Below are 19,364 nucleotides of genomic sequence, written 5' to 3'. Positions count from 1 at the left end.
TGAACAGGTTTTTCAAGCGGTCAGTTATCAGTAGTAGTTACTATAAAAGGAATAGGAACTAGGAAAGTTCGGATCAGTATAAAAGAGATGCTATGGTGCGATGGCATAGCGGCTCTTTGCTGAGCATCCCATTAGCATTAACCATTGGCATTAACTTTTGTGCGATCGCATTATCATTAACCGTTGTGTCTAGGCATCCTTGAACTCTCCCCCCCACACTACCCACACTACCCACACTACCCACACTCCCCCTTCTCCCCACACTCTTTCCCCATGAGGATCAATCCTCCTGACTGGCTTGGGGGAAAATAGTGAGCTGATTTGGAATAACCTAATCTGGTATTGTAACAATTTAAATTTAAGATTTGGTTAATTAAAGGTAAAATCAGGTGGACATTGGGAGTATAGATAGTGATTGAGATGCTCAAAGTAGGAACCTTAGTTCGAGTGATTTATCCTGATTATGTTGCGGGTCTTTCGGGTCGTATTGAAGCACAGGAAGAATCCGGTCGTTGGATAGTCAGATTAGAGGAAAATCCATTTGAGCAGAATGATCAACCATTTATACTATCTCTAGATGAGTCAGACTTTGAAGTGATAAAGCCTCCTTCATTGTAGTTAAGCTAGTTATTATATTTTCTAGTTATCAGATTTTCCATTTCCACCAAGCATGAAACACCAGATAAGTATAAATGAGTTCAAAGAAAACGTTAAAGCTGACTTTAACACCAGACCAAACTATGATCAAGGAAGCTTTCACCCTCGCCTAGCCAAGGGTCTAGTAGAACTATCCCACCTGAAAACTGGACAACGAATTCTAGATATTGCTACCGGCACAGGTTTAGTAGCAATTCTTGCCGCCAAAATTGTCGGTGCTTCTGGAGCTGTTGTCGGTGTAGATATTTCCTCAGGCATGCTCAATCTAGCCCAACGAAAAGTTAAAGCCGAAGGTCTCAACAACATCGAATTTATAGAAGCAGATGCAGAAAATTTCAACTTCCAAGATAATAGTTTCGATAGGATTCTATGTTCTTCAGCCATTGTATACTTAACAGATATCCCTGCTGCTTTACGCCAGTGGTATCGCTTCCTAAAACCAGGAGGATTAGTCGGATTTTCCTGTTTTGCCGCAAACGCCTTCCCCACAGGGGGTCTGTTTCGAGAAAAAGCACGAGACTATGGCATTGTAATTCCTAATCCCAATGGACCCCTTGGTAGTCCCGAGAAATGTCACCAGCTACTCACCGAAGCAGGTTTTCAAGACATCAACGTCAAAACCGATCAACTTGGTTACTACAGCAGTGATACTCAAACAGTAGCAGCAAACTCTTGGCGGGGAAACTCAAAGAGTGCCTTTGGCGCGGAAATTTTCCAGCTTTCTCCAGATAAATTAGCACAATTCAAAAATGAATTCTTTGCAGCCGTTGAGCAATTAGCCACAGCAAAAGGCATTTGGATAGATATTACAACGTTTTTTGTTTTCGCCAGGAAATCGGTAACATTTTCTATTATTAAATAATCCCTAGATGTAAGGATTAAGCTATCAGCTATCAGCTATCAGCTAATGTGAATGCTACTTGATATCCGAACAGCTTGTTAATAAAATAAGCTGACTGCTGACTGCTGACTGCTGACTGCTTACCTTAGGTTTTTAAAGGTAAAACATTGCACTATTGCTATTATTTATTTTTCTGTTTGTTCTTCCTCCACCACTGGTATTGATTCTGTAGCACCTTCTGCTGAGTAGCCTGAAAATTTAGCCAATTGCTCTAAGGACAGCATACCTGGGTAAAACCGACCATTAATTTCCCAAGTTGGAAAGGCTCTGATCTTCGCTTCAATACAGAGGTTAGTTTGGGAGATTTCAGCCCTTGGGTCACATTCAATATAATTAATTTGCTTAAATGCCTCACCAAACATTTGCTTCTGCTTTGTGCAATAGGGACACCAGTAAGCCCCATACATTTTAGCACCAATTTTGTTCAAATGATCAGATAAAGAGGTGGCTGAAGGGGTAACTGGGAGTTCAGGAGCAGGGGATTCTAGGGTTAGTGTTGTCGGGGTAGGGGGTGAGGGTTCTCCTAAAGAGGATTCCGCAGCTACTGTCAGTAGGGCAAGACTAGAAATCACCCAGACAGTCTTATTTAAACGACGGATAAATATCCATGGGAGTTTAATGCTAGGTTTGGCATTCATAGTTTGTAGGGTATATATTGGAATTATCCAGGGAATTAATCACTTCTTTACCGTTTTAACCTAATCTTATATGAAACTACCAAATCTTTATTAACGATATCTAACGTCTCTAGTTTCTTTGCTTACCAGGCTGTCAGCAAATTATAGGGCTGATCATAGTAATGAGGTAAACAGGATTTTTTTCCACTTGCGAAGTTCTCTACTCCCTACTCCCTACTCCCTACTCTCTACTCCCTCCCTAAAACCTAGGACAAGGTACCTCAACCAATTCAAAACTGATAAGCGTGTTTCTAAATCAGATGTAAACCTAGGAGGTCTTTTTTTATTATCCAATAAAACTCCAGTCTAGCATGCATGCCTCTTGCCTTTTGCCTTTTAAAGCAATACCTGTGTTTACAACCCAGATAAAAACGGGCTTATCACATTGCCATACCTCTGAAGCTGAACGCGCACGCGTGCGCGTAGCGCATATGCTTACTTTTCTGGAATTCACCTCAGCATCAGTGAATTATATAATAACTAATCATCACTCTTTTTCATAAACAGGCAACTATGGTCAAACGTTTGCTTACCAAAGACATGCTCGACTTTGACGCTCCAGATCAAGTCAAGGAAGTTATCCAACCTGAAGGGCGTCCACCGGAAACAGACCCTACTCTGGGTATCCGTCCGGAATTAAGTAGTGAAGTCAACCAACAGCCAGGCACTCCCCGACATCGACTGGTCACGATTGGTGATTCCCTCAGCCAGGGCGTCCAGAATGGAGCAATTTTTAAAACTGATCTGTCCTATCCCATGATGATTGCTCAAGAAATGGGTTGGGAAGAACACCTGCGCCGTCCCAGCCAATATGGTGAATTTGGTGGATTGCCCCTGAATCTGGAGTATTTAGTTCGGCGGTTAGAGGCACAGTTTGGTGACCAGATACAGTGGTGGGAATTAGGACCGGCTCTGTTTTCAATCCGCGCATGGATGGATGACATAGAAGATTATTGGGAACGGGGTCCTGGTTGGCAAGGGGGCGTTGGCTCTACTGTTGCTATGGACAAAGGGATTAACCATAATCTCGCAATTAATGGGTGGAATCTCACAGACATTATCTCTCATGACGCAGATACTCTCAGAAACGCAATCCAGGCACCAACGGATAATCTATTGCGGCAAATCGTTGAGAATGCTAACGAACATGCTGCATTGAGGGTTTTGGACTCCGCACGGGATTCAGAGGGTAAAGCACTGACCCCAGTCCAAGCTGCGGTGGCACTAGGGCAAGAAGGAAGTTTAGAAAACGGTCAGGGAGATGGTATTGAAACCCTCATGGTCATGATTGGGGCGAATAATGCCATGGGCAGCATTGCTCAACTACAGGTCAGATGGAGTTGCGATCGCGATTCAAATTCACCACAGCCCAATCAGCGACCTACGGTCTGGTGTCCGGAAGATTTCAAAGCTGAATTGGATCAAGTAGTGGAGCAAATCAAGCAAATTAAAGCTCGCCATGTCATTTGGGCTACAGTTCCCCATGTCACCATTGCGCCCATTGGTCGTGGAGTAGGACATAAGATGGCTACTGGCTCGCGATACTTCCCCTACTACACCCGTCCTTGGATTAGCGACGAAGATTTCGACCCCAACCGTGACCCGCACATTACCGGACAACAAGCCCGAGCAATTGATAGCGTCATTGACCAGTACAACGAATATATTGCTGATGCTGTACGTCAGGCTCGAAAAGAAGGTCGAGATTGGTATTTATTTGAATTAGCAGGATTACTGGATTGCTTAGCTTATCGACGTTATATTGAAGACCCCGACGCCAGACCAGATTGGTGGACTCCCTATCAGCTACCACCCGAACTGGAAGCTCTTTCACCAGTACCGGATACTCGCTTTTTTAGATCCGATGCCACTGGTCGCACCAGCGGTGGTTTCTTCACCCTAGATGGCATTCACCCCACTACCATTGGCTACGGTATCGTTGCTCAAGAATTGATCACCATTATGCAGCAACAAGCTGCTGTCAAGTTTTATCGCAAAGACGGTCCCACAGAGCGTCATGATCCAGTCAAGATCAATTTCCAGCGCCTGATTGCTCTAGATACCCTGATTTCCGACCCACCGAAATCTTTATCGAGTAGTCTGAAATGGCTCGATTGGCTCGATCAGAACTTGCAGATTTTCCAGCGCTTACTGAGAAAGAGTAATTGAAAACTGAAGAATTTAGAATTAAGAATGAAGAATGAAGAAATTCTAAGTTCTAAGTTCTAAATTCTAAATTCTAAATTCTAAATTGAACTAGTGAGCTGATCCACATACTGACCTGCTCTGTTAGCGCTAACCATTATTATCGCTTTCGTTAATACTGAATAGTTTGCAGGTCTATATTAACGAAAAGCCATCTCTTTCGTTAATAAGCGTATAAATGGAAATTTATATGATATAATTAATAGCCGTCAAAAATCCACTGAAGAAATCCAGTACTATGCTCAAGGTAACCTTCAGGGTAACTCAGGTTTCGATAAACTGAATAAAAAATGCACTTGAGGCGATTATGACCCAAAACAATCGCTCCCCATGGGATGCTGGCAGATTCATAAAAACCCTAAGCTACTTTGAGGTTATCCCTTTCCTGAGCTGCCTACAGCGATTATTCACAGGTCGTGCCAATAATCAACAATCGAGCCAAGGTGAAGACAAAGATATGGGAGTAATACTGGTAGCTGGGGCAACTGGCGGTGTAGGTAAGCGAGTGGTTCGCCGTCTGCTTGAGCAGAATTATCCTGTACGTGCCCTAGTTAGAAATGCCGAGAAAGCTAGGGAAATCCTTGGGGATAACCTGGAACTATTTGAGGCAGATATCACTAATCCAGACACCTTGACTCCAGCACTGTACAAGAACATTACTGCTGTAGTGTGTTGTACGGGAGCGCAGGTGCAATCCATAGAAGGAGACACCCCGAACCAGGAAAAATACGATCAGGGCATCAAGTTCTATAGGCCAGAAGTGGTCGATAGCCCTGAACTAGTGGAGTATCAGGGTATCAAGAACTTAGTACAAGCCGCAGCCGAGTCTCTCGAACCAGGCAAACAACTCCTATTTGACTTCCAAAACCCTTCCGATGACTTACAAGAAACCTGGGGTGCTGTGGATGATGTAGTAATGGGTGGTGTCAGCGAGAGTTCAATTCGGCTGATCGACAAGGCTGCCCTGTTTACTGGCAATGTCTCAACAGCAAATTCTGGGGGCTTTGTGTCAGTACGCACCCGCAATCTCCCAACTCCCCTCAACTTAGCTGAGTACGAAGGACTAGAACTGCGAGTTAAAGGGGATGGTCAACGGTATAAATTTATATTGCGTAATGAATCGAAATGGGATGGAATTGCCTACTGCTATTCCTTCGACACCCAGAAAGATCAGTGGATGAATGTTTCGATTCCCTTTGCTGATTTGATTCCCGTATTTCGAGCCAAAACCTTGAAAGATGCTGCTCCCTTCAACCCCAGTCGCATCTGTGCTATACAGCTAATGCTGAGTAAATTTGAATATGATGGCGCGCTCAACCCAAAATTTGCTCCAGGTTCTTTTGTCCTACAGCTGGAAACTATTAAAGCCTATGGGGGTATCACCAAGCCCCAATTCATTATGATTAGCTCAGCCGGGGTAACTCGTCCAGGTCGTCCAGGAATTAACCTCGAGGAAGAACCACCAGCGGTACGAATGAACGACCAACTGGGGGGAATTCTAACCTGGAAACTCCGGGGAGAAGAAGCCGTTCGCGACAGTGGTGTTTCCTATACCATCATCAGACCTTGTGCTTTGACAGAAGAGCCGGGAGGTCAAGCCTTAGTGTTTGCTCAAGGAGACAATATCCGAGGTAAAGTAAGTCGGGAAGATATTGCTGAACTTTGTGTTCAGGTACTAGAGCAACCCAAGGCTTGTAATGTCACCTTTGAAGTCAAAGAAGCAACTGATGGTTTGCGAGACTGGCAAACTCTCTTTTGCGATATCAATACCGACAGCAATTAAGTATAAGGAAATTCGAATTGAGAATTAAGAATTAAGAATTAAGAATTAATTCTTCCTAACTTGCCAGACGCTCCGATGCTTGAGATTTCATCAGGGTAACCAATTCTTGAAGTCCTCTTTTGACATGTCGCGTCACTGTCATCGGACTCACTCCAATTCGTTTAGCTGCCTCCTTGCGGGGGAGTTCTCGTAAGAAAACAAACTCTATAGCTGCCTGAGTTTTATCTTCTAGCTGACTCAAGGCACCGTGGAGCTGTTGTCGGTCTTCTTCCCAATAGTGTAAATTTTCTTCATAGTAATCTGGTAGAGTCTCTCCTAAAGTCATGGGTTGATCGACCTTCTGAGAAACCGTGGCATCCAAACTTAAAGGCAAACGATTTTGAACTGCCAACTTACTTTCCTGCCACTCTTGCAGTGATACATCCAAAGCCTTAGCAATTTCTTCATCTCTGGGGAAGCGTCCCAAGTTAGTTGCTAAGTTTTTGCTGACTCTTTTCCCTGCCTGCTGCAGTTCCTGCCATCGGCGAGGAATCTTGACCAGAGAACCCCTGTCGCGCAAGAAATGTAGCATCTCACCGCGAATGTAAGGCACTGCTAAGGAACTGAATGCACAACCTTGATGGGGGTCGAACCGCTCAATAGCACGAATCAAGCCGATGTAACCCATTTGCTCGAGGTCTTCATAAGGTTCAGCACACTTCTGGCTGACTATATGAGCAATCTTCCTCACTAACCCAGCATTTAATCTTACTATCTGATTGCGAAGTTGAATTGATGGATTTCGGTAGTACGCAATCAGAAGTTCCATTCCTTGAAAACCAACAGACCCAATAGCCATTCTCAAAATATCCCAGAAGTGGAAACCTATTTACGACACGAGGCTTAGCCTAAGCAATTAATCTTCTTCAACTCATTGTCTGTAGAGATTATCTTTGCTACTATGGTCTTTTTACTGAAAAAACAAACTACCGTTTTTGTTTTCTCTGTACAATCACGCAAATTTAAACGCCAAGGCCAAGATAGTGATAAATTCCTATACCGTCTTCAATTTGGTATAATATATAACCTAATGACGCGCAAGTGGCAACTAGCAAAAAGTGGCAACTAGCAAAAAGTGGCAACTAGTACTCTGTCAATTTAGTTTTGAGGGTTAGGGCAAGGTTAATGGTATTAGATATTAGGTATTAGGTGTTAGGTATTAGGTGTTAGGTATTAGGTGTTAGGTAAGCATTCAGCTATCAGCTATCAGCTATCAGCTATCAGCTATCAGACCAATTAAAGTAGGGTGGGCAAAGTAGTATAATCTCGAATACTCAAAACAAGCAAACTGTTTTTGCCCACCCTACAAGCTATCAGACCAATTAAAGTAGGGTGGGCAAAGTAGTATAATCTCGAATACTCAAAAGAACCAAACTGTTTTTGCCCACCCGACAAGCTGCTATCAGCACCTCAAGTATCAGCCATTCGCGTAGCGTGGCCAAGGCTGACGGCTGACCGCTGACCGCTGACCGCTGACGGCTGAATGCTTACGCTATCTTTGAATAAAATAAGCACCTCAAGTAGCGTGAGCTTTTACCTCACGGCTGACCGCTGACGGCTGAATGCTTACGCTGTTAGGTATTAGGTATTCGGAAAAAGTATAGTTTACCCCTCAATTAAATTTGGACGGAGTACTAGGCAAGTCGGTTTTCCGTCCTGCCACAAGATTGCGGATATGGTTCAAAATAGGAGTAGTTATCAATCAATCCTGATACTTTATCCAGAAAATTCTTGACTAAAATCTCATGAGTAGTACCAGTAACTTTCGTCAAGCAATTCGTGAATCTCAAGGTCGAGCCCTAGTTGGTCCGAATGTTATTGCTAATGCCCTGCCCTTCCTGGGTGGTGGACTAGTCTTAACTGCACTAGGTGTCTATGGTGGTCTGGGAGTGATTGAAAGCAACCCAGGGCTATTTATGACCACCTTCTTGGTTGCCGTAATTGCCGAACTTATTCTTTTCTTTGTTGCCCGTGGTGTGGCTGAGAACGGAAACAACACTGTAGCTTTGCCTCTTCTAGCTACTTACAGTCTCTTGTCCGGCTACACCCTCAGTGGCTTAATATTCGTTGCCCTAGGAACAGGGGGTGTGGGCATGCAAGGCATTGCCATTGCTGCCTTTGGCTGTGGTGTTGCCTTTATGGCTGGCCGTCAAATTGGCTCTAATCTCTCAGAGGAAGATGGCTTTGCTTTAGCCAAAACCGTCCAGATGGGTATGATTGCCTTGCTGGTGGTCTTGGTGGCTCAGCTAGTTTTATCCTTCTTTGGTGTATACACACCCAGCTTTCTAGAAATTGCTATCTCTGGCATCGGTGTGGTTATTTTTGCGGGTGCGGCTGTAGTGGATTTCTTCATCCTGCCTCGCGCCTATCGTGATGACCAGTATCTACCTGCTGCCCTGTCAATGTACTTGACCTATATTAACTTGTTCGTGTTCATTTTGCGGCTGCTGATTGCTCTTAATGGTCGCGACTAAGACAGTGCTAGACGATAGAACCTGATCGGGGACGGTAATGCTGTACCCCGATTTTTTTCTATACACCTATTAAATAGGAAAAAAACCCTGAAACTCTTTTACCTTCTGCCTTCTGCCTTGCTGCTGTGCAATTTAAATGCACAACAGCTTAGACGTCATATAGAAGCCATAAACCCGAACAGAGGCTGAAATACAGCATCATGGCCAGTAAATTTGATTTGTGCCCCTATTGCTGCCTACAGGCCAGCAATAGGGGCAAGTCCTGTTCTGAAGCGGTTTTGTGATAGTACGGAAATGTTGCTGAACTCCGAATCCCTAAGGAAATGGCAATATCAAAAGTGAGCGCTATTTATGGTAAAGTTTATGATAAAGTTTGAAATCGATATGTTATAGAAAAGAAGCAAGGTATTGTGTAGTATTAAGCGTTATTATTGGAGTAAAGAAAATCGATTTTTCTATCAAGTAATGTTGAAATTGTTATTAACATATTTTTTTTTACTCGATTAAGTTAAAACGTTTTGGGGGAATTTGATTCAATGTTCAATTACGTTTTAACATTGGAATTTGACATGGCGATCGCATCGAGTAAATTATCCTTAGACTATGTCCAATTCAGGGAAGCCTTCAGCCTACCGCTGTCAGCTATCATGCTTAAAATCAACCCAGCGTAGCGTGCGCCCTTCGCGTAGCGTGCGCCAATGGGCAATGCGCAAAGGGGAGAATTTAAAGGTGCGCTTGACCCATTAAGAATTAAATTCGCTCAAGGTGCGCACCTAATAGTTCGAGATTAATGAGAATTGAAAGTCTGGGGATTTGCCCATCAGCCAAAGACTATGAATCCCTAGCAGCTTTCCGTAACTCAGCATTATTCCAATGCTTACCTGTTTGATTCAAAAGCTGTTCCCAAAGCGTGGCCATAGCCCATAAGCACCTCAAGTAGCACCATCTGTAGCGCATAGGCTGATAGCTGAATGCTTACCAATTACGTTTGGACATTGGAATTTTACCAGGAGATTTGACATGGCGATCGCATCGGGGTAATTATCGGTAGACTATAGTTAAAATGTAAAATTAACAATATACCCTGGTGGTGTTATAATAGTTTTGTAAAGGATTGAAGCATTATGGAAACCTTAGAGCAGAAACGGGCAGTCGAAATCTTGTCGGAGCGCCTGGGTAAAACCCAGGACTATCTTTGACATTGCTGCTGTGAAAGCCAAAATCCAAGATTTAGAGCAGCTGGCAGCTCAACCGGATTTTTGGGATGACCAAAACTTTGCTCAACAAACCCTTCAACAACTCAACGACCTAAAATCTAACCTCCAACGGTATAAACAGTGGCAATCTAGTTTAGAAGACACTAAAGCGATCTTGGAGTTGCTAGAACTAGAAACCGATGACGCACTGCTTGCAGAAGCTCAAACCAACTTGACTCAGCTGAATAAAGAACTGGATCGCTGGGAGTTGGAACAGCTGTTATCTGGTACCTACGACGCTAAAGGTGCTGTCCTCACCATCAATGCGGGGGCTGGTGGAACTGATGCCCAAGATTGGGCTGACCTATTACTTCGCATGTACACCCGTTGGGCAGAGAACCATGGTTATAAAGTCCACCTAGCAGAACTTTCCCCAGGAGATGAAGCTGGAATTAAGTCTGCCACTCTGGAAATTGACGGACTCCGCGCCTATGGTTACCTGAAAGCCGAGAAAGGTACTCATCGACTGGTTAGGATTTCCCCGTTTAATGCTAACGGTAAGCGACAGACTAGTTTTGCTGGAGTAGAAGTGATGCCTGCGGTGGATAATACCGTTGAGCTGGAAATCCCCGAGAAGGATTTAGAAATTACCACCTCCCGTGCTGGTGGTAAGGGAGGGCAAAACGTCAATAAGGTAGAAACTGCAGTGCGGATTGTCCATATTCCTACCGGCCTGGCTGTGCGCTGTACTCAGGAGCGTTCTCAATTGCAAAACAAAGAAAAAGCCTTAGTACTGCTGAAAGCTAAGTTGCTGGTGATTGCTGAGGAGCAACGAGCTCAAGAAATTGCCGAAATTCGAGGGGACATGGTGGAAGCGGCTTGGGGAAACCAAATTCGAAATTATGTGTTTCATCCTTACCAGATGGTGAAAGACCTGCGCACTAGTGTGGAAACTACAGCAGTTAATGATGTCCTTGATGGTAATATTGACTTATTCATTGAAGCCTATCTCCGTCAAGAAAATCAGTTAACTAATTAATAAGTAATGATTGGTAATTAGTGATTTCAAAGTTGCTTGATTATTACTCATCAATATCAATAGTAAGTGGTCAAGTTTCAAGTAAGCAGGACTCAGGCAAAATTCGGCAACAAACGCGCCTTTCTGTAGGGTGTGTTAATAAGGAACCCTACACATAGATTTTCTGGGTAAGTCCTGGTAAAAATTGTTAAGTCTGTTGTTACATTAAAATCAGCAAAGAAATTCTGACGTAGAGTACTTGTGTTCCATGAGCAACCCACCTTCACCGACCCAACAGCCAGAACAAGGTCTGGATACAACTACAGCCCCAGCCGATAGCGGTTCAAGTGAACCTAAGCCTAGTTACACCAAGTTAGCCATGCGCAATATGGTGCGTAAGGGAGGTAAATCTCTGAGACACTTTTTCCTCACCGTTTCTGGTTTATTGGCCTTACTGGTGGGTCTTGCCTACCTAACCCGTTAGGTAAAGAGTTTTTAAGTACATTAAACTTAGTTTTGACAGCTATATCGAATCATAGAGCAAGAGTAAGGGAGTCCTAGTGCCAGGTTTAAGGAAGCCATGACCTAGCCCATTCGCTAGGTCATGGGATTAGGTCACTCTACTGGTAGCCAAGCCTTTTGGAGTTTTTGAGGTGTGAATTTTGAATTGAGTGTACAGGATTGTTTCTTTAATCGCTCCCATTCCACTGAAACCATTACTAACCAATTCAGCAGCCCAATTTCCCTCCACACTTGGGAAAGCTGGTTTCACCAATGGCTAGTTGCCCTTGAACTGAATTTACCCGAGGCGAAGAGCTACGAATTGAGTCTTCGCCTTACGGACAATAGTGAAATTAAGGCACTTAATTCCCAGTACCGAAAAAAAAATCAGCCTACAGATGTACTTGCTTTTGCAGCTTTAGAGGTAAACTCTCCTAAGTTATCACCCCAAAAGCAATTATCGGTGCCTATATACTTGGGTGATATCGTGATTTCGGTAGATACTGCTGTTCAACAGGCTAAACAGCACGGGCATTCCCTATCCAAGGAACTAGCCTGGCTGGCAACCCATGGTTTACTTCACCTTCTAGGATGGGATCATCCGGATGAGGAAAGTCTAGTGAGAATGCTGGATCAGCAGGAGACTCTACTTCAGAGGGTAGGTCTTTCAAATGATTCCTAGAAGTCTGCTGTGCTTTTCAGTATATCCCTAAAGGTTAATCCTCCTAACCCATATGGGAAAGATGAAGGTATACCCAAGACCTATCCCTGAACCGATAAATGGTGTTACCAAAGGCCGAATCTTATCAAACTCAGTTTCTCGTGTCTAATACCTTGCCAATGACTCAAGAGCTATCTATACCAGTACCCCAATACTCTGACTCCAAAGTCAAACCTAACCGAGATTTGGCTTGGCGAATTGCTCCGACATTAATGCTTAGCTTCAAATATGCCTGGGCTGGGGTTCGCTATGCCTTTCTCACCCAACGTAACTTCCGCATCCATACAGTCATTGGCATTCTAGCCATTACCTTGGGCATTTTTTTACAAATACCCCTCGTAGAACTGGCTGTGATTGGACTAACCACTGGGCTAGTCATGGCTATGGAGATGTTAAATACAGCTATTGAATCGGTCGTAGATCTAACAGTTAAACAATCATACCATGAACTGGCTAAAATTGCTAAAGATTGTGCGGCTGGTGCAGTGCTGATCTCAGCGATAACTGCTATTTTTGTAGCCGGTTCCCTGCTACTGCCACCCTTAATCATTAGAATTGAGTCAGTTTTGGGCTAAACACCCGATTAGACTTAGGATGTGCGACTATTACGATGAAAGTATATGACTGGATTGTCGTTGGTGGTGGCATTACTGGAGCAGCACTCGGGTACGAATTGTCTCGCCAGGGTTTGAGTGTTCTGATTTTGGAGCAACATCCTACCCTAGAGGGAGCAACTCGCTATAGCTATGGTAGTCTTGGCTATTGGTCAGGAACATCAAAGTTAACTCGAGTGCTATGTCAGGAAGCTAGAGAAATTTATCAAACTTTATCTGAGGAATTAGAAACAGATACCCAGTTCCGGGAATTAGACTTATTGCTGACCATTGACCTCAACGATGACTATGAGCAATTGGCAGTAGATTATGCCCGTTGTGCTACTCCCCCAAGTTGGTTGAGTGTGGAGGACGCTTGTGCCCTCGAACCATTACTCAATCGAAATGCGATCGCAGGAGCTTTTACTGTCCGTCACGGGCATATCCATCCGGGAAAGACTACCCAAGGTTACCTGAACGCTTTCCGCCGTTTTGGGGGGGAAATCCAAATTGCCCGTGTGGTTGAACTGGTAAGGAGCTCAGATGCTATCAAGGCAGTCAAAACATTATCAGCAACTTACCACACGGCTAACACGGTTGTCTGTGCTGGTGGACTCAGTCGCACCTTACTGAAAGCTTCCGGAATTCCTGTATACTTGTATTTCACTCATGAGGAGATGATTGAAACTCCCAGAGTTGACATCCAGCTGCAGACAATGGTTATTCCAGCAAATACGAAACGGTTTCAACTGGAACAGCAAGCCAGTAATAAGTCAGTTGAACACTTGTGGGATAAGCCTGGTCATGAGGTAATACGACCCATTCTTGATGCAGGTGCAGTGCAGTTTTTAGATGGCAGTTTACGGATGGGTCAGCTGAGCCGTGTGCTGACAGACCCCTACGCGACTATAGCGCCAGAGAAAGGAGAATCGGAAATTCGTACTCAAGTGGGCAAAATTCTACCAGCTCTTGAGAAATTACCAGGAACCTGGCATCATTGTTTAGTAGCATTCAGCAACACTGGTCTGCCAGTGGTTGGTTCCGTCAGTGGTGTGGAAGGAGTTTATATATTTTCTGGTTTTACTAACCCCCTGGTATGTGTGCCACCCCTAGCCAAGCGCTTTGCTAATTGGGTGGTTGGACAAGAGGAGGATGAAATAATAGCCGAGATGTCCCCCGCCAATTAACAAAGTATTGTGTTAAGTTAAGCTAGGTTAAACCTTTTTAAGAGTCTGTTGGTAATCGACCCATAGTATCAGTCAAAGTGCCAATACAGTGGCTCCATCATCGCTCAAGCGCTTTGGTAGGGGCGACTCTGTCAAAGTTATGGAACATAGGTAGGGTCCAAGGTTGGATTAGACTGTACTAAGTTGGGTTAATGGTCACAGGCAGATACACATTTAACCTGCATAATAATTTAAGCAACGGATTTTGTGTTGACACCAGAGTAATCTTCACTGTCAAGGGTTAACGGTCAACAGTGAACAATCAGCAAGTTAAATGTTAATTAAGATAAAGAACGGTGGAAGCGACGGTGTACCCCTTAGCTGGTGAGGGAAGCTAAGGAATTAGCTCGTCCTAACCAGCGAGTTATGAGCCTAGACTAGTTATGAACCTACAGGTGATGGCAATCCCCTCCCCTCAACCCAATTGGCTGTAATAGGGGTCTTCTGCCAAGAACTAATGACAATACTGGAATTACAGTTAAGGGATTATGACAAAAACTCGCTCTAAGTGGCAGCTTGTGGTGGTAGGGATTTTGCTACTGCTGACTCTTCAGTATGTACTGTGGCGATCGCTGTTTACCCTCAATCTGGATACCGTGGTCAATGGCGTCTTTAGCTTGGGGTTATTACTAGCGGAAATACTGAGGCTAGCTGGTAGCACCATTCAGCTGTTTTTCTTGTCCCAGATAAAAGATAGAAGTCAGGAAGCTGATTGGGGTGAATTATCGGTTATTAGTGGTCGTTTTACCCCTTCTGTTGATATCCTGATTCCTACGTATAATGAACATCTCTCTATTCTACGGCGAACAATTATTGGTTGTCAAGCTTTAGACTATACAAGAAAAACGATCTATCTTCTGGATGATACTAGACGTCCTGAGATGAAAAGACTTGCAGCTGAGCTAGGCTGCGAGTATATTACGCGACCAAATAATCTTAATGCCAAAGCAGGTAATTTAAACAATGCCCTTCCTCAAACCTCTGGGGATTTAATTGCTGTATTTGATGCTGATTTTATTCCTACTAGGAACTTCCTCAAGCGGACTGTGGGTTTCTTTAAGGATAAGGAAGTCGCTCTAGTTCAGACTCCCCAAAGCTACTATAATCCGGATCCGGTTGCCTATAATTTAGGTTTAGAAAACATTCTGACGGCAGAAGAAGAATTATTTTATCGACACATTCAACCAATTCGGGATAGCGCAAATAGTATTGTGTGTTGTGGCACGTCTTTTGTGGTCAGGCGCAGCGCACTCTTAAGTATTGGTGGCTTTTTTACCGATTCCATCGCTGAAGATTACTATACTGGCGTTTGTTTATCGGCTCAAGGCTATAAGTTAATTTATCTTGATGAAAAATTAAGTGCTGGCTTGGCAGCAGAGAATATAGCAAGTCATGTATCTCAGCGGCTAAGATGGGCACAAGGTACCTTACAGGGACTTTTCCTAGAAGCAAATCCATTAAGAATTCCTGGACTTACTAATCTCCAAAGACTGGTTCATTTAGATGGGTTACTTTATTGGTTTACTAGCTGGTCACGAATTTATTTTCTAATTGTTCCCATAGCATATGCATTTTTCGGGATTATTCCCTTTAAAGCAACAGCTACTGAAGTCTTGTGTTTTTTAGTTCCTTTATATTTGCTACAGTTTGCTGTATTCTCGTGGATAAACTGCCGCTCTCGCTCCGCTTTCATGTCAGATATTTATTCAGTAGTGTCATGTTTCCCCATTGGATTAACGGTGTTGCAGACAATGCTGAATCCTTTTTCGAGAGGATTTAAAGTAACCCCGAAAGGAATATCTCGGGAGAGTTTTAATTACAACTGGCAGTTAGCATCGCCGCTGATTATTGTATTCGTTGCTACAGCAATTAGTTTTGGGTTTAATCTGACCGAATTATTGATACCAGCCAGCAGTTTGCCATCCCAAGAAACAGCCCAACTTACCCAACACATGAGCTTAGCTTGGATTTGGAGTGGCTACAATCTCCTGGTGCTGAGTATCGCCTTACTAATCCTTCTGGATTCTCCTAATCCCAATACTGACGAATGGTTTGACTTACGTAAAGTGGTGCGAATAAATATAGGAGGTCAAACCTATTGGGGCATCACTAAGTGGATTTCCCAAGTAGGTGCTCAAATCAAGCTGACTGAGAAGCTATCTATCTCCGTTAAAGACAATATCAAAGTAAGTCTGAAAATAATGGGGGAGAACTTGCGACTACAAGGAAAGATTACTCACACAGACCTCACGAGTGAAAGCCCCACTTTCCAAATAGGATTTAATCAGCAGATGAGTTTACCCCAGACACGGTGTTTAATTGAAATGCTGTTTTGTGGTGTGGGTCAGTGGAAACGTTGTGATACCCCTGGAGAATTCAGCTTGCTGTGGCTTTTATTAAAAAGTTTGCTCCAGCCCAGATTTGTGTTTAACCGTAATTCAAACCTCAGCACAATTAGCTCCGCTGAGGTACCAAGCTCTACCCTTACCAAACTCAATGATGGGATTGCTGTGGTAGCACCAGCACCAAAGGCGATGGCAACTGTTGCTGATTTCCAAGAAGACAATAGCTCCCAACCTCTGCTCACACCTATTTCATTAGTGGCTCAGCCTAGGGTAAAAGCTCCTAGTGTTCCTCAAAGAGTCGGTGAAGAAGTGGCGATCAAGGTCGCAATACCAATGAATCCAGAACTAAACTCGCAGGTGGAAGCGAGCGCTCATTGGGAAGCCGAAGGTGAAACTGTTGTGATTAAAGTAGCGATACCCAATGAACTCATCGAGAACTAAATTGCCAGCTAAATGGGATTGACCTTGGCCTTTAGGCCACGCTACGCGAATGGTCACGCGGGGCGCGATGCTCGGTACGAGCCGCTACGCGAACGCTAATTAAAAAACGACTCAAGAGCAGCTATGCTAGCAAAAAAGTGCATTGAGCCAAAGGCGATCTAAAGGGATGACTCCTACCCATTTATTAATTTTTGCTGGTTCCGGTTTATTAGCAGGTATTCTTGCCGGATTTCTCGGCATTGGTGGCGGTGTAGTGCTCGTCCCCTTGTTAGTGGCATTAGGATATCAACCAGTTCAAGCAGCGGCTACCAGTAGTCTGTCGATTGTGATTACGGCTAGCTCTGGTACATTGCAAAACTGGCGGATGGGCTACTTTAATCTAAAAAGTGTAATTGGCATCGGATTTCCGGCTCTAATCACAGCACAAATTGGTGCCTATCTAGCCGACCTCTTCCCTCCTTACTTATTACTGGTAGCCTTTGGGATACTGCTACTGGTGACGATATATCTGATCCAACTACGCAAACAGCTTAAGTCTAGAGCGCAACAGGAATCTCAAAGAGCACCAAACAACAGACGTTCTTCAAACTCTCCCATCAAAGCTACTGTAGCCAGGATCGCGACAGGTGGTTTAGCTGGCTTATTAGCTGGTCTATTTGGTATTGGTGGGGGAACAATTATGGTTCCACTCCAAATGTTGCTCCTAGGAGAACCGATTAAAACTGCGATTCAGACAAGTCTAGGGGTAATCGTCATTACAGCAGTTTCAGCCTCTGCAGGACATGCCTTACAAGGAAATGTCTTATGGATTGAGGGACTGCTGCTGGGTATAGGAGGCTTTTTGGGAGCGCAAATTAGTACTCGCTTTCTGCCAAAGTTACCAGACCAACTGGTGAGCAATGGATTTCGCACGCTGTTATTTTCCCTATCAATTTATATGTTTTGGCAGGCATGGCAGAGTTACGGTGGTTGAGATTGTGTATCTACTTGATGAGATTTCGCCGTAGTGGTTGGGAATAGGGAACTTCGGATATCGGAACAGAACTATAAATACATATCAAGTAGGGACGTATGGCGTGCGCCCCTACAGGTTGAGTCACTCCCTAAGTCCTGTTATAGTTTCTTAATAATGAATAACGTTTGTGTCGTAACTCAGCTTTAGGTGAAACCGCCAGCCCAGATATATCGCCCCGGCTGGACTCGTTTCCAACCTTTAGATTCACATCCTTTAGTTAAGGTGTTACTAATGGATTTACGAGCTACATTTTTCTTCTTAGGATCCAAACCATTAGGATAAAGCACGTCCAAAACATCTGCAGCACTCATGATCTGTGGATAGTGTTCTCTTAACACAGAAGCCACTAGCTCATATAAGGTCATATACTTTAATTGGTCTAACTTAGGTAGCGGAGAAGGCCGACGAGCTTTGTTCTTGGCAGGTTTTCTCTGAGGTTTATTGGTAGAAACTAAATCGGGCAAATCTTGAAGAGAAAAGGTGTAGCAACCTGGAGAGTCAGGGACAGAGTGCCATAACCCCTGGCTCTCTCCTTTCAACAAGATGGATTTGACCAGAGAAGTTTTCGAGGCAATATCGTCTTTGCCCAACTCTCCAAACAGCTCCCTGATCAGGTAATCAACGTGGAGGATCGTACCCCTGTGAGTTTCCAGAAGTCGGTCAATGGCTTCTGTAATCCTCTGCTCCTGGTAATCGAGTTGTTGTTTGAGTGCTAATGTTGACTCATCTAATTCAGTTTCAGTGGAGAAGTCTGCGGGCAATTCAGGTAGTGGCGTGGTGAGGTAGTATTTCTCCTGCTGGTTGTGGTTGCGATTTCCAGGAGGCAGGAACTTGTTGGAGTTATTTTCTGGTAAAGCTAATGCATTGGTATTCAGCAAAGCTTTAGCATGGCTAAGCTGTTCTCTTGCAACTGTGGCAGCTTGTTCATGATACTCTACCATTTGTCGGTAGTAATCAACCAAATCTTCTAACATCTTGTGACTTTGCGATGGTAGCGATGGCTGTGATGGAACATAAGACATCTACTTTCTTCCCCCAGATTCGTTAGCGTGTTGATAGCGAAGACACTTTCTGGCTACTCCTTTGCAGCGATTTCCATACTTGGGACAACAGGTAGCATAAGTCTCCCTCTCTGCAGGCGTATTGCAGTAGTGGCAAATGAACTTGTAAACCCGTGTATGGATAGTACGCCTGTGGGCTCTTACTTTGTATTCTCGAACAAAAACTTGTTTACTGGGCATGATTGTTTATATACTTTACTCCTTAAACATTAGCAATGGGTTCCTGATAAGTGAAAGGAAGCGAATTAACACTGCTTGTGTGTTCTTTTTTGAACTCTCCCTCGCGTCAAGCACGGGGGATTCTACGCAGAAGGCGATGGCGGATGAAACTGGAAGCCTCAACCATAATCTTCGATTTGGTTGTAGGTACTTCACATAACTGCCATAGCAACGGGAGGAGGAGTAATACCTTTGACTCCAATTTGATCTAACATCCTCACACAATAACTGCCAGCTGTACAATAGGGAACTCCGGCCAGATTCCTCTGGAAAAACAGCAGCTGATTGTATC

At 44.0% G+C, this 19,364-nt stretch carries 18 protein-coding genes; 14 read left to right on the top strand and 4 right to left on the bottom strand.

The window, feature by feature from the left end; genetic code table 11:
- Positions 1-73 precede the first annotated feature (73 nt).
- The gene (locus F6J94_RS13055) at positions 74-262 is read right to left on the bottom strand and encodes a hypothetical protein (protein WP_293040598.1); all 189 of its coding nucleotides are present in this window, start codon (positions 260-262) and stop codon (positions 74-76) included.
- Between the two features lie 158 nt (positions 263-420).
- Between F6J94_RS13055 and F6J94_RS13050 the strand changes: the two genes are divergently transcribed.
- On the top strand, positions 421-618 hold the full coding sequence (locus F6J94_RS13050) for a hypothetical protein (protein ID WP_075905805.1): 198 nt from the start codon (positions 421-423) through the stop codon (positions 616-618).
- Between the two features lie 52 nt (positions 619-670).
- The gene (locus F6J94_RS13045) at positions 671-1,519 is read left to right on the top strand and encodes a class I SAM-dependent methyltransferase (RefSeq protein WP_293040593.1); all 849 of its coding nucleotides are present in this window, start codon (positions 671-673) and stop codon (positions 1,517-1,519) included.
- Positions 1,520-1,683: 164 nt separating this feature from the next.
- On the opposite strand, the gene F6J94_RS13040 is transcribed toward F6J94_RS13045, so the two are convergent.
- Positions 1,684-2,196, bottom strand: coding sequence for a hypothetical protein (locus F6J94_RS13040; RefSeq protein WP_293040588.1), 513 nt, complete (start codon positions 2,194-2,196; stop codon positions 1,684-1,686).
- A gap of 187 nt (positions 2,197-2,383) precedes the next feature.
- Between F6J94_RS13040 and F6J94_RS13035 the strand changes: the two genes are divergently transcribed.
- From F6J94_RS13035 to F6J94_RS13025, 3 genes are all read left to right on the top strand, one after another.
- Positions 2,384-2,545 (top strand): hypothetical protein, encoded by a 162-nt coding sequence (locus F6J94_RS13035; protein WP_293024853.1) that lies wholly within the window; start codon positions 2,384-2,386, stop codon positions 2,543-2,545.
- A gap of 203 nt (positions 2,546-2,748) precedes the next feature.
- A complete protein-coding gene (locus F6J94_RS13030) occupies positions 2,749-4,404 on the top strand; it encodes a hypothetical protein (protein WP_293040584.1) in 1,656 nt (551 codons plus the stop codon).
- Positions 4,405-4,747: 343 nt separating this feature from the next.
- Entirely contained in the window at positions 4,748-6,223 is a 1,476-nt protein-coding gene (locus tag F6J94_RS13025; RefSeq protein WP_293040580.1) for a CIA30 family protein, read from the top strand.
- 55 nt (positions 6,224-6,278) lie between these two features.
- Here F6J94_RS13025 and F6J94_RS13020 read toward each other — a convergent pair whose 3' ends face one another.
- Positions 6,279-7,061 (bottom strand): RNA polymerase sigma factor SigF, encoded by a 783-nt coding sequence (locus F6J94_RS13020; protein WP_293024862.1) that lies wholly within the window; start codon positions 7,059-7,061, stop codon positions 6,279-6,281.
- Positions 7,062-8,007: 946 nt separating this feature from the next.
- On the opposite strand from F6J94_RS13020, the gene F6J94_RS13015 reads away from it, so the two are divergent.
- From F6J94_RS13015 to F6J94_RS12975, 9 genes are all read left to right on the top strand, one after another.
- Positions 8,008-8,736 (top strand): Bax inhibitor-1 family protein, encoded by a 729-nt coding sequence (locus F6J94_RS13015; RefSeq protein ID WP_293040575.1) that lies wholly within the window; start codon positions 8,008-8,010, stop codon positions 8,734-8,736.
- Positions 8,737-9,272: 536 nt separating this feature from the next.
- A complete protein-coding gene (locus F6J94_RS13010; protein ID WP_293040571.1) occupies positions 9,273-9,407 on the top strand; it encodes a hypothetical protein in 135 nt (44 codons plus the stop codon).
- A 453-nt stretch (positions 9,408-9,860) separates the two neighbouring features.
- A protein-coding gene (gene prfB, locus F6J94_RS13005) for a peptide chain release factor 2 (RefSeq protein ID WP_293024866.1) occupies positions 9,861-10,971 on the top strand; the annotation gives its coding sequence in 2 pieces (ribosomal slippage) (positions 9,861-9,932 and positions 9,934-10,971; 1,110 coding nt in all).
- 247 nt (positions 10,972-11,218) lie between these two features.
- Positions 11,219-11,434, top strand: coding sequence for a DUF3285 domain-containing protein (locus F6J94_RS13000; RefSeq protein ID WP_293040567.1), 216 nt, complete (start codon positions 11,219-11,221; stop codon positions 11,432-11,434).
- Positions 11,435-11,605: 171 nt separating this feature from the next.
- On the top strand, positions 11,606-12,133 hold the full coding sequence (ybeY, locus tag F6J94_RS12995) for an rRNA maturation RNase YbeY (RefSeq protein WP_293040564.1): 528 nt from the start codon (positions 11,606-11,608) through the stop codon (positions 12,131-12,133).
- A 98-nt stretch (positions 12,134-12,231) separates the two neighbouring features.
- Positions 12,232-12,747 (top strand): diacylglycerol kinase, encoded by a 516-nt coding sequence (locus tag F6J94_RS12990; protein ID WP_293040561.1) that lies wholly within the window; start codon positions 12,232-12,234, stop codon positions 12,745-12,747.
- Between the two features lie 35 nt (positions 12,748-12,782).
- On the top strand, positions 12,783-13,952 hold the full coding sequence (locus F6J94_RS12985) for an FAD-binding oxidoreductase (RefSeq protein WP_293040558.1): 1,170 nt from the start codon (positions 12,783-12,785) through the stop codon (positions 13,950-13,952).
- Positions 13,953-14,479: 527 nt separating this feature from the next.
- Entirely contained in the window at positions 14,480-16,777 is a 2,298-nt protein-coding gene (locus F6J94_RS12980; protein WP_293040555.1) for a glycosyltransferase, read from the top strand.
- 166 nt (positions 16,778-16,943) lie between these two features.
- Complete coding sequence (locus tag F6J94_RS12975; RefSeq protein ID WP_293040603.1) at positions 16,944-17,750, top strand: sulfite exporter TauE/SafE family protein; 807 nt, start codon at positions 16,944-16,946, stop codon at positions 17,748-17,750.
- A 185-nt stretch (positions 17,751-17,935) separates the two neighbouring features.
- On the opposite strand, the gene F6J94_RS12970 is transcribed toward F6J94_RS12975, so the two are convergent.
- Positions 17,936-18,814, bottom strand: coding sequence for a hypothetical protein (locus tag F6J94_RS12970; protein WP_293024880.1), 879 nt, complete (start codon positions 18,812-18,814; stop codon positions 17,936-17,938).
- Positions 18,815-19,364: the final 550 nt, after the last annotated feature.

The sequence above is a fragment of the Moorena sp. SIO1F2 genome (assembly GCF_010672755.1).
Lineage (GTDB): Bacteria > Cyanobacteriota > Cyanobacteriia > Cyanobacteriales > Coleofasciculaceae > Moorena.
The sequence above is the reverse complement of the archived record's forward strand: the minus strand, read 5'-3'. Positions and strand labels throughout refer to the sequence as shown.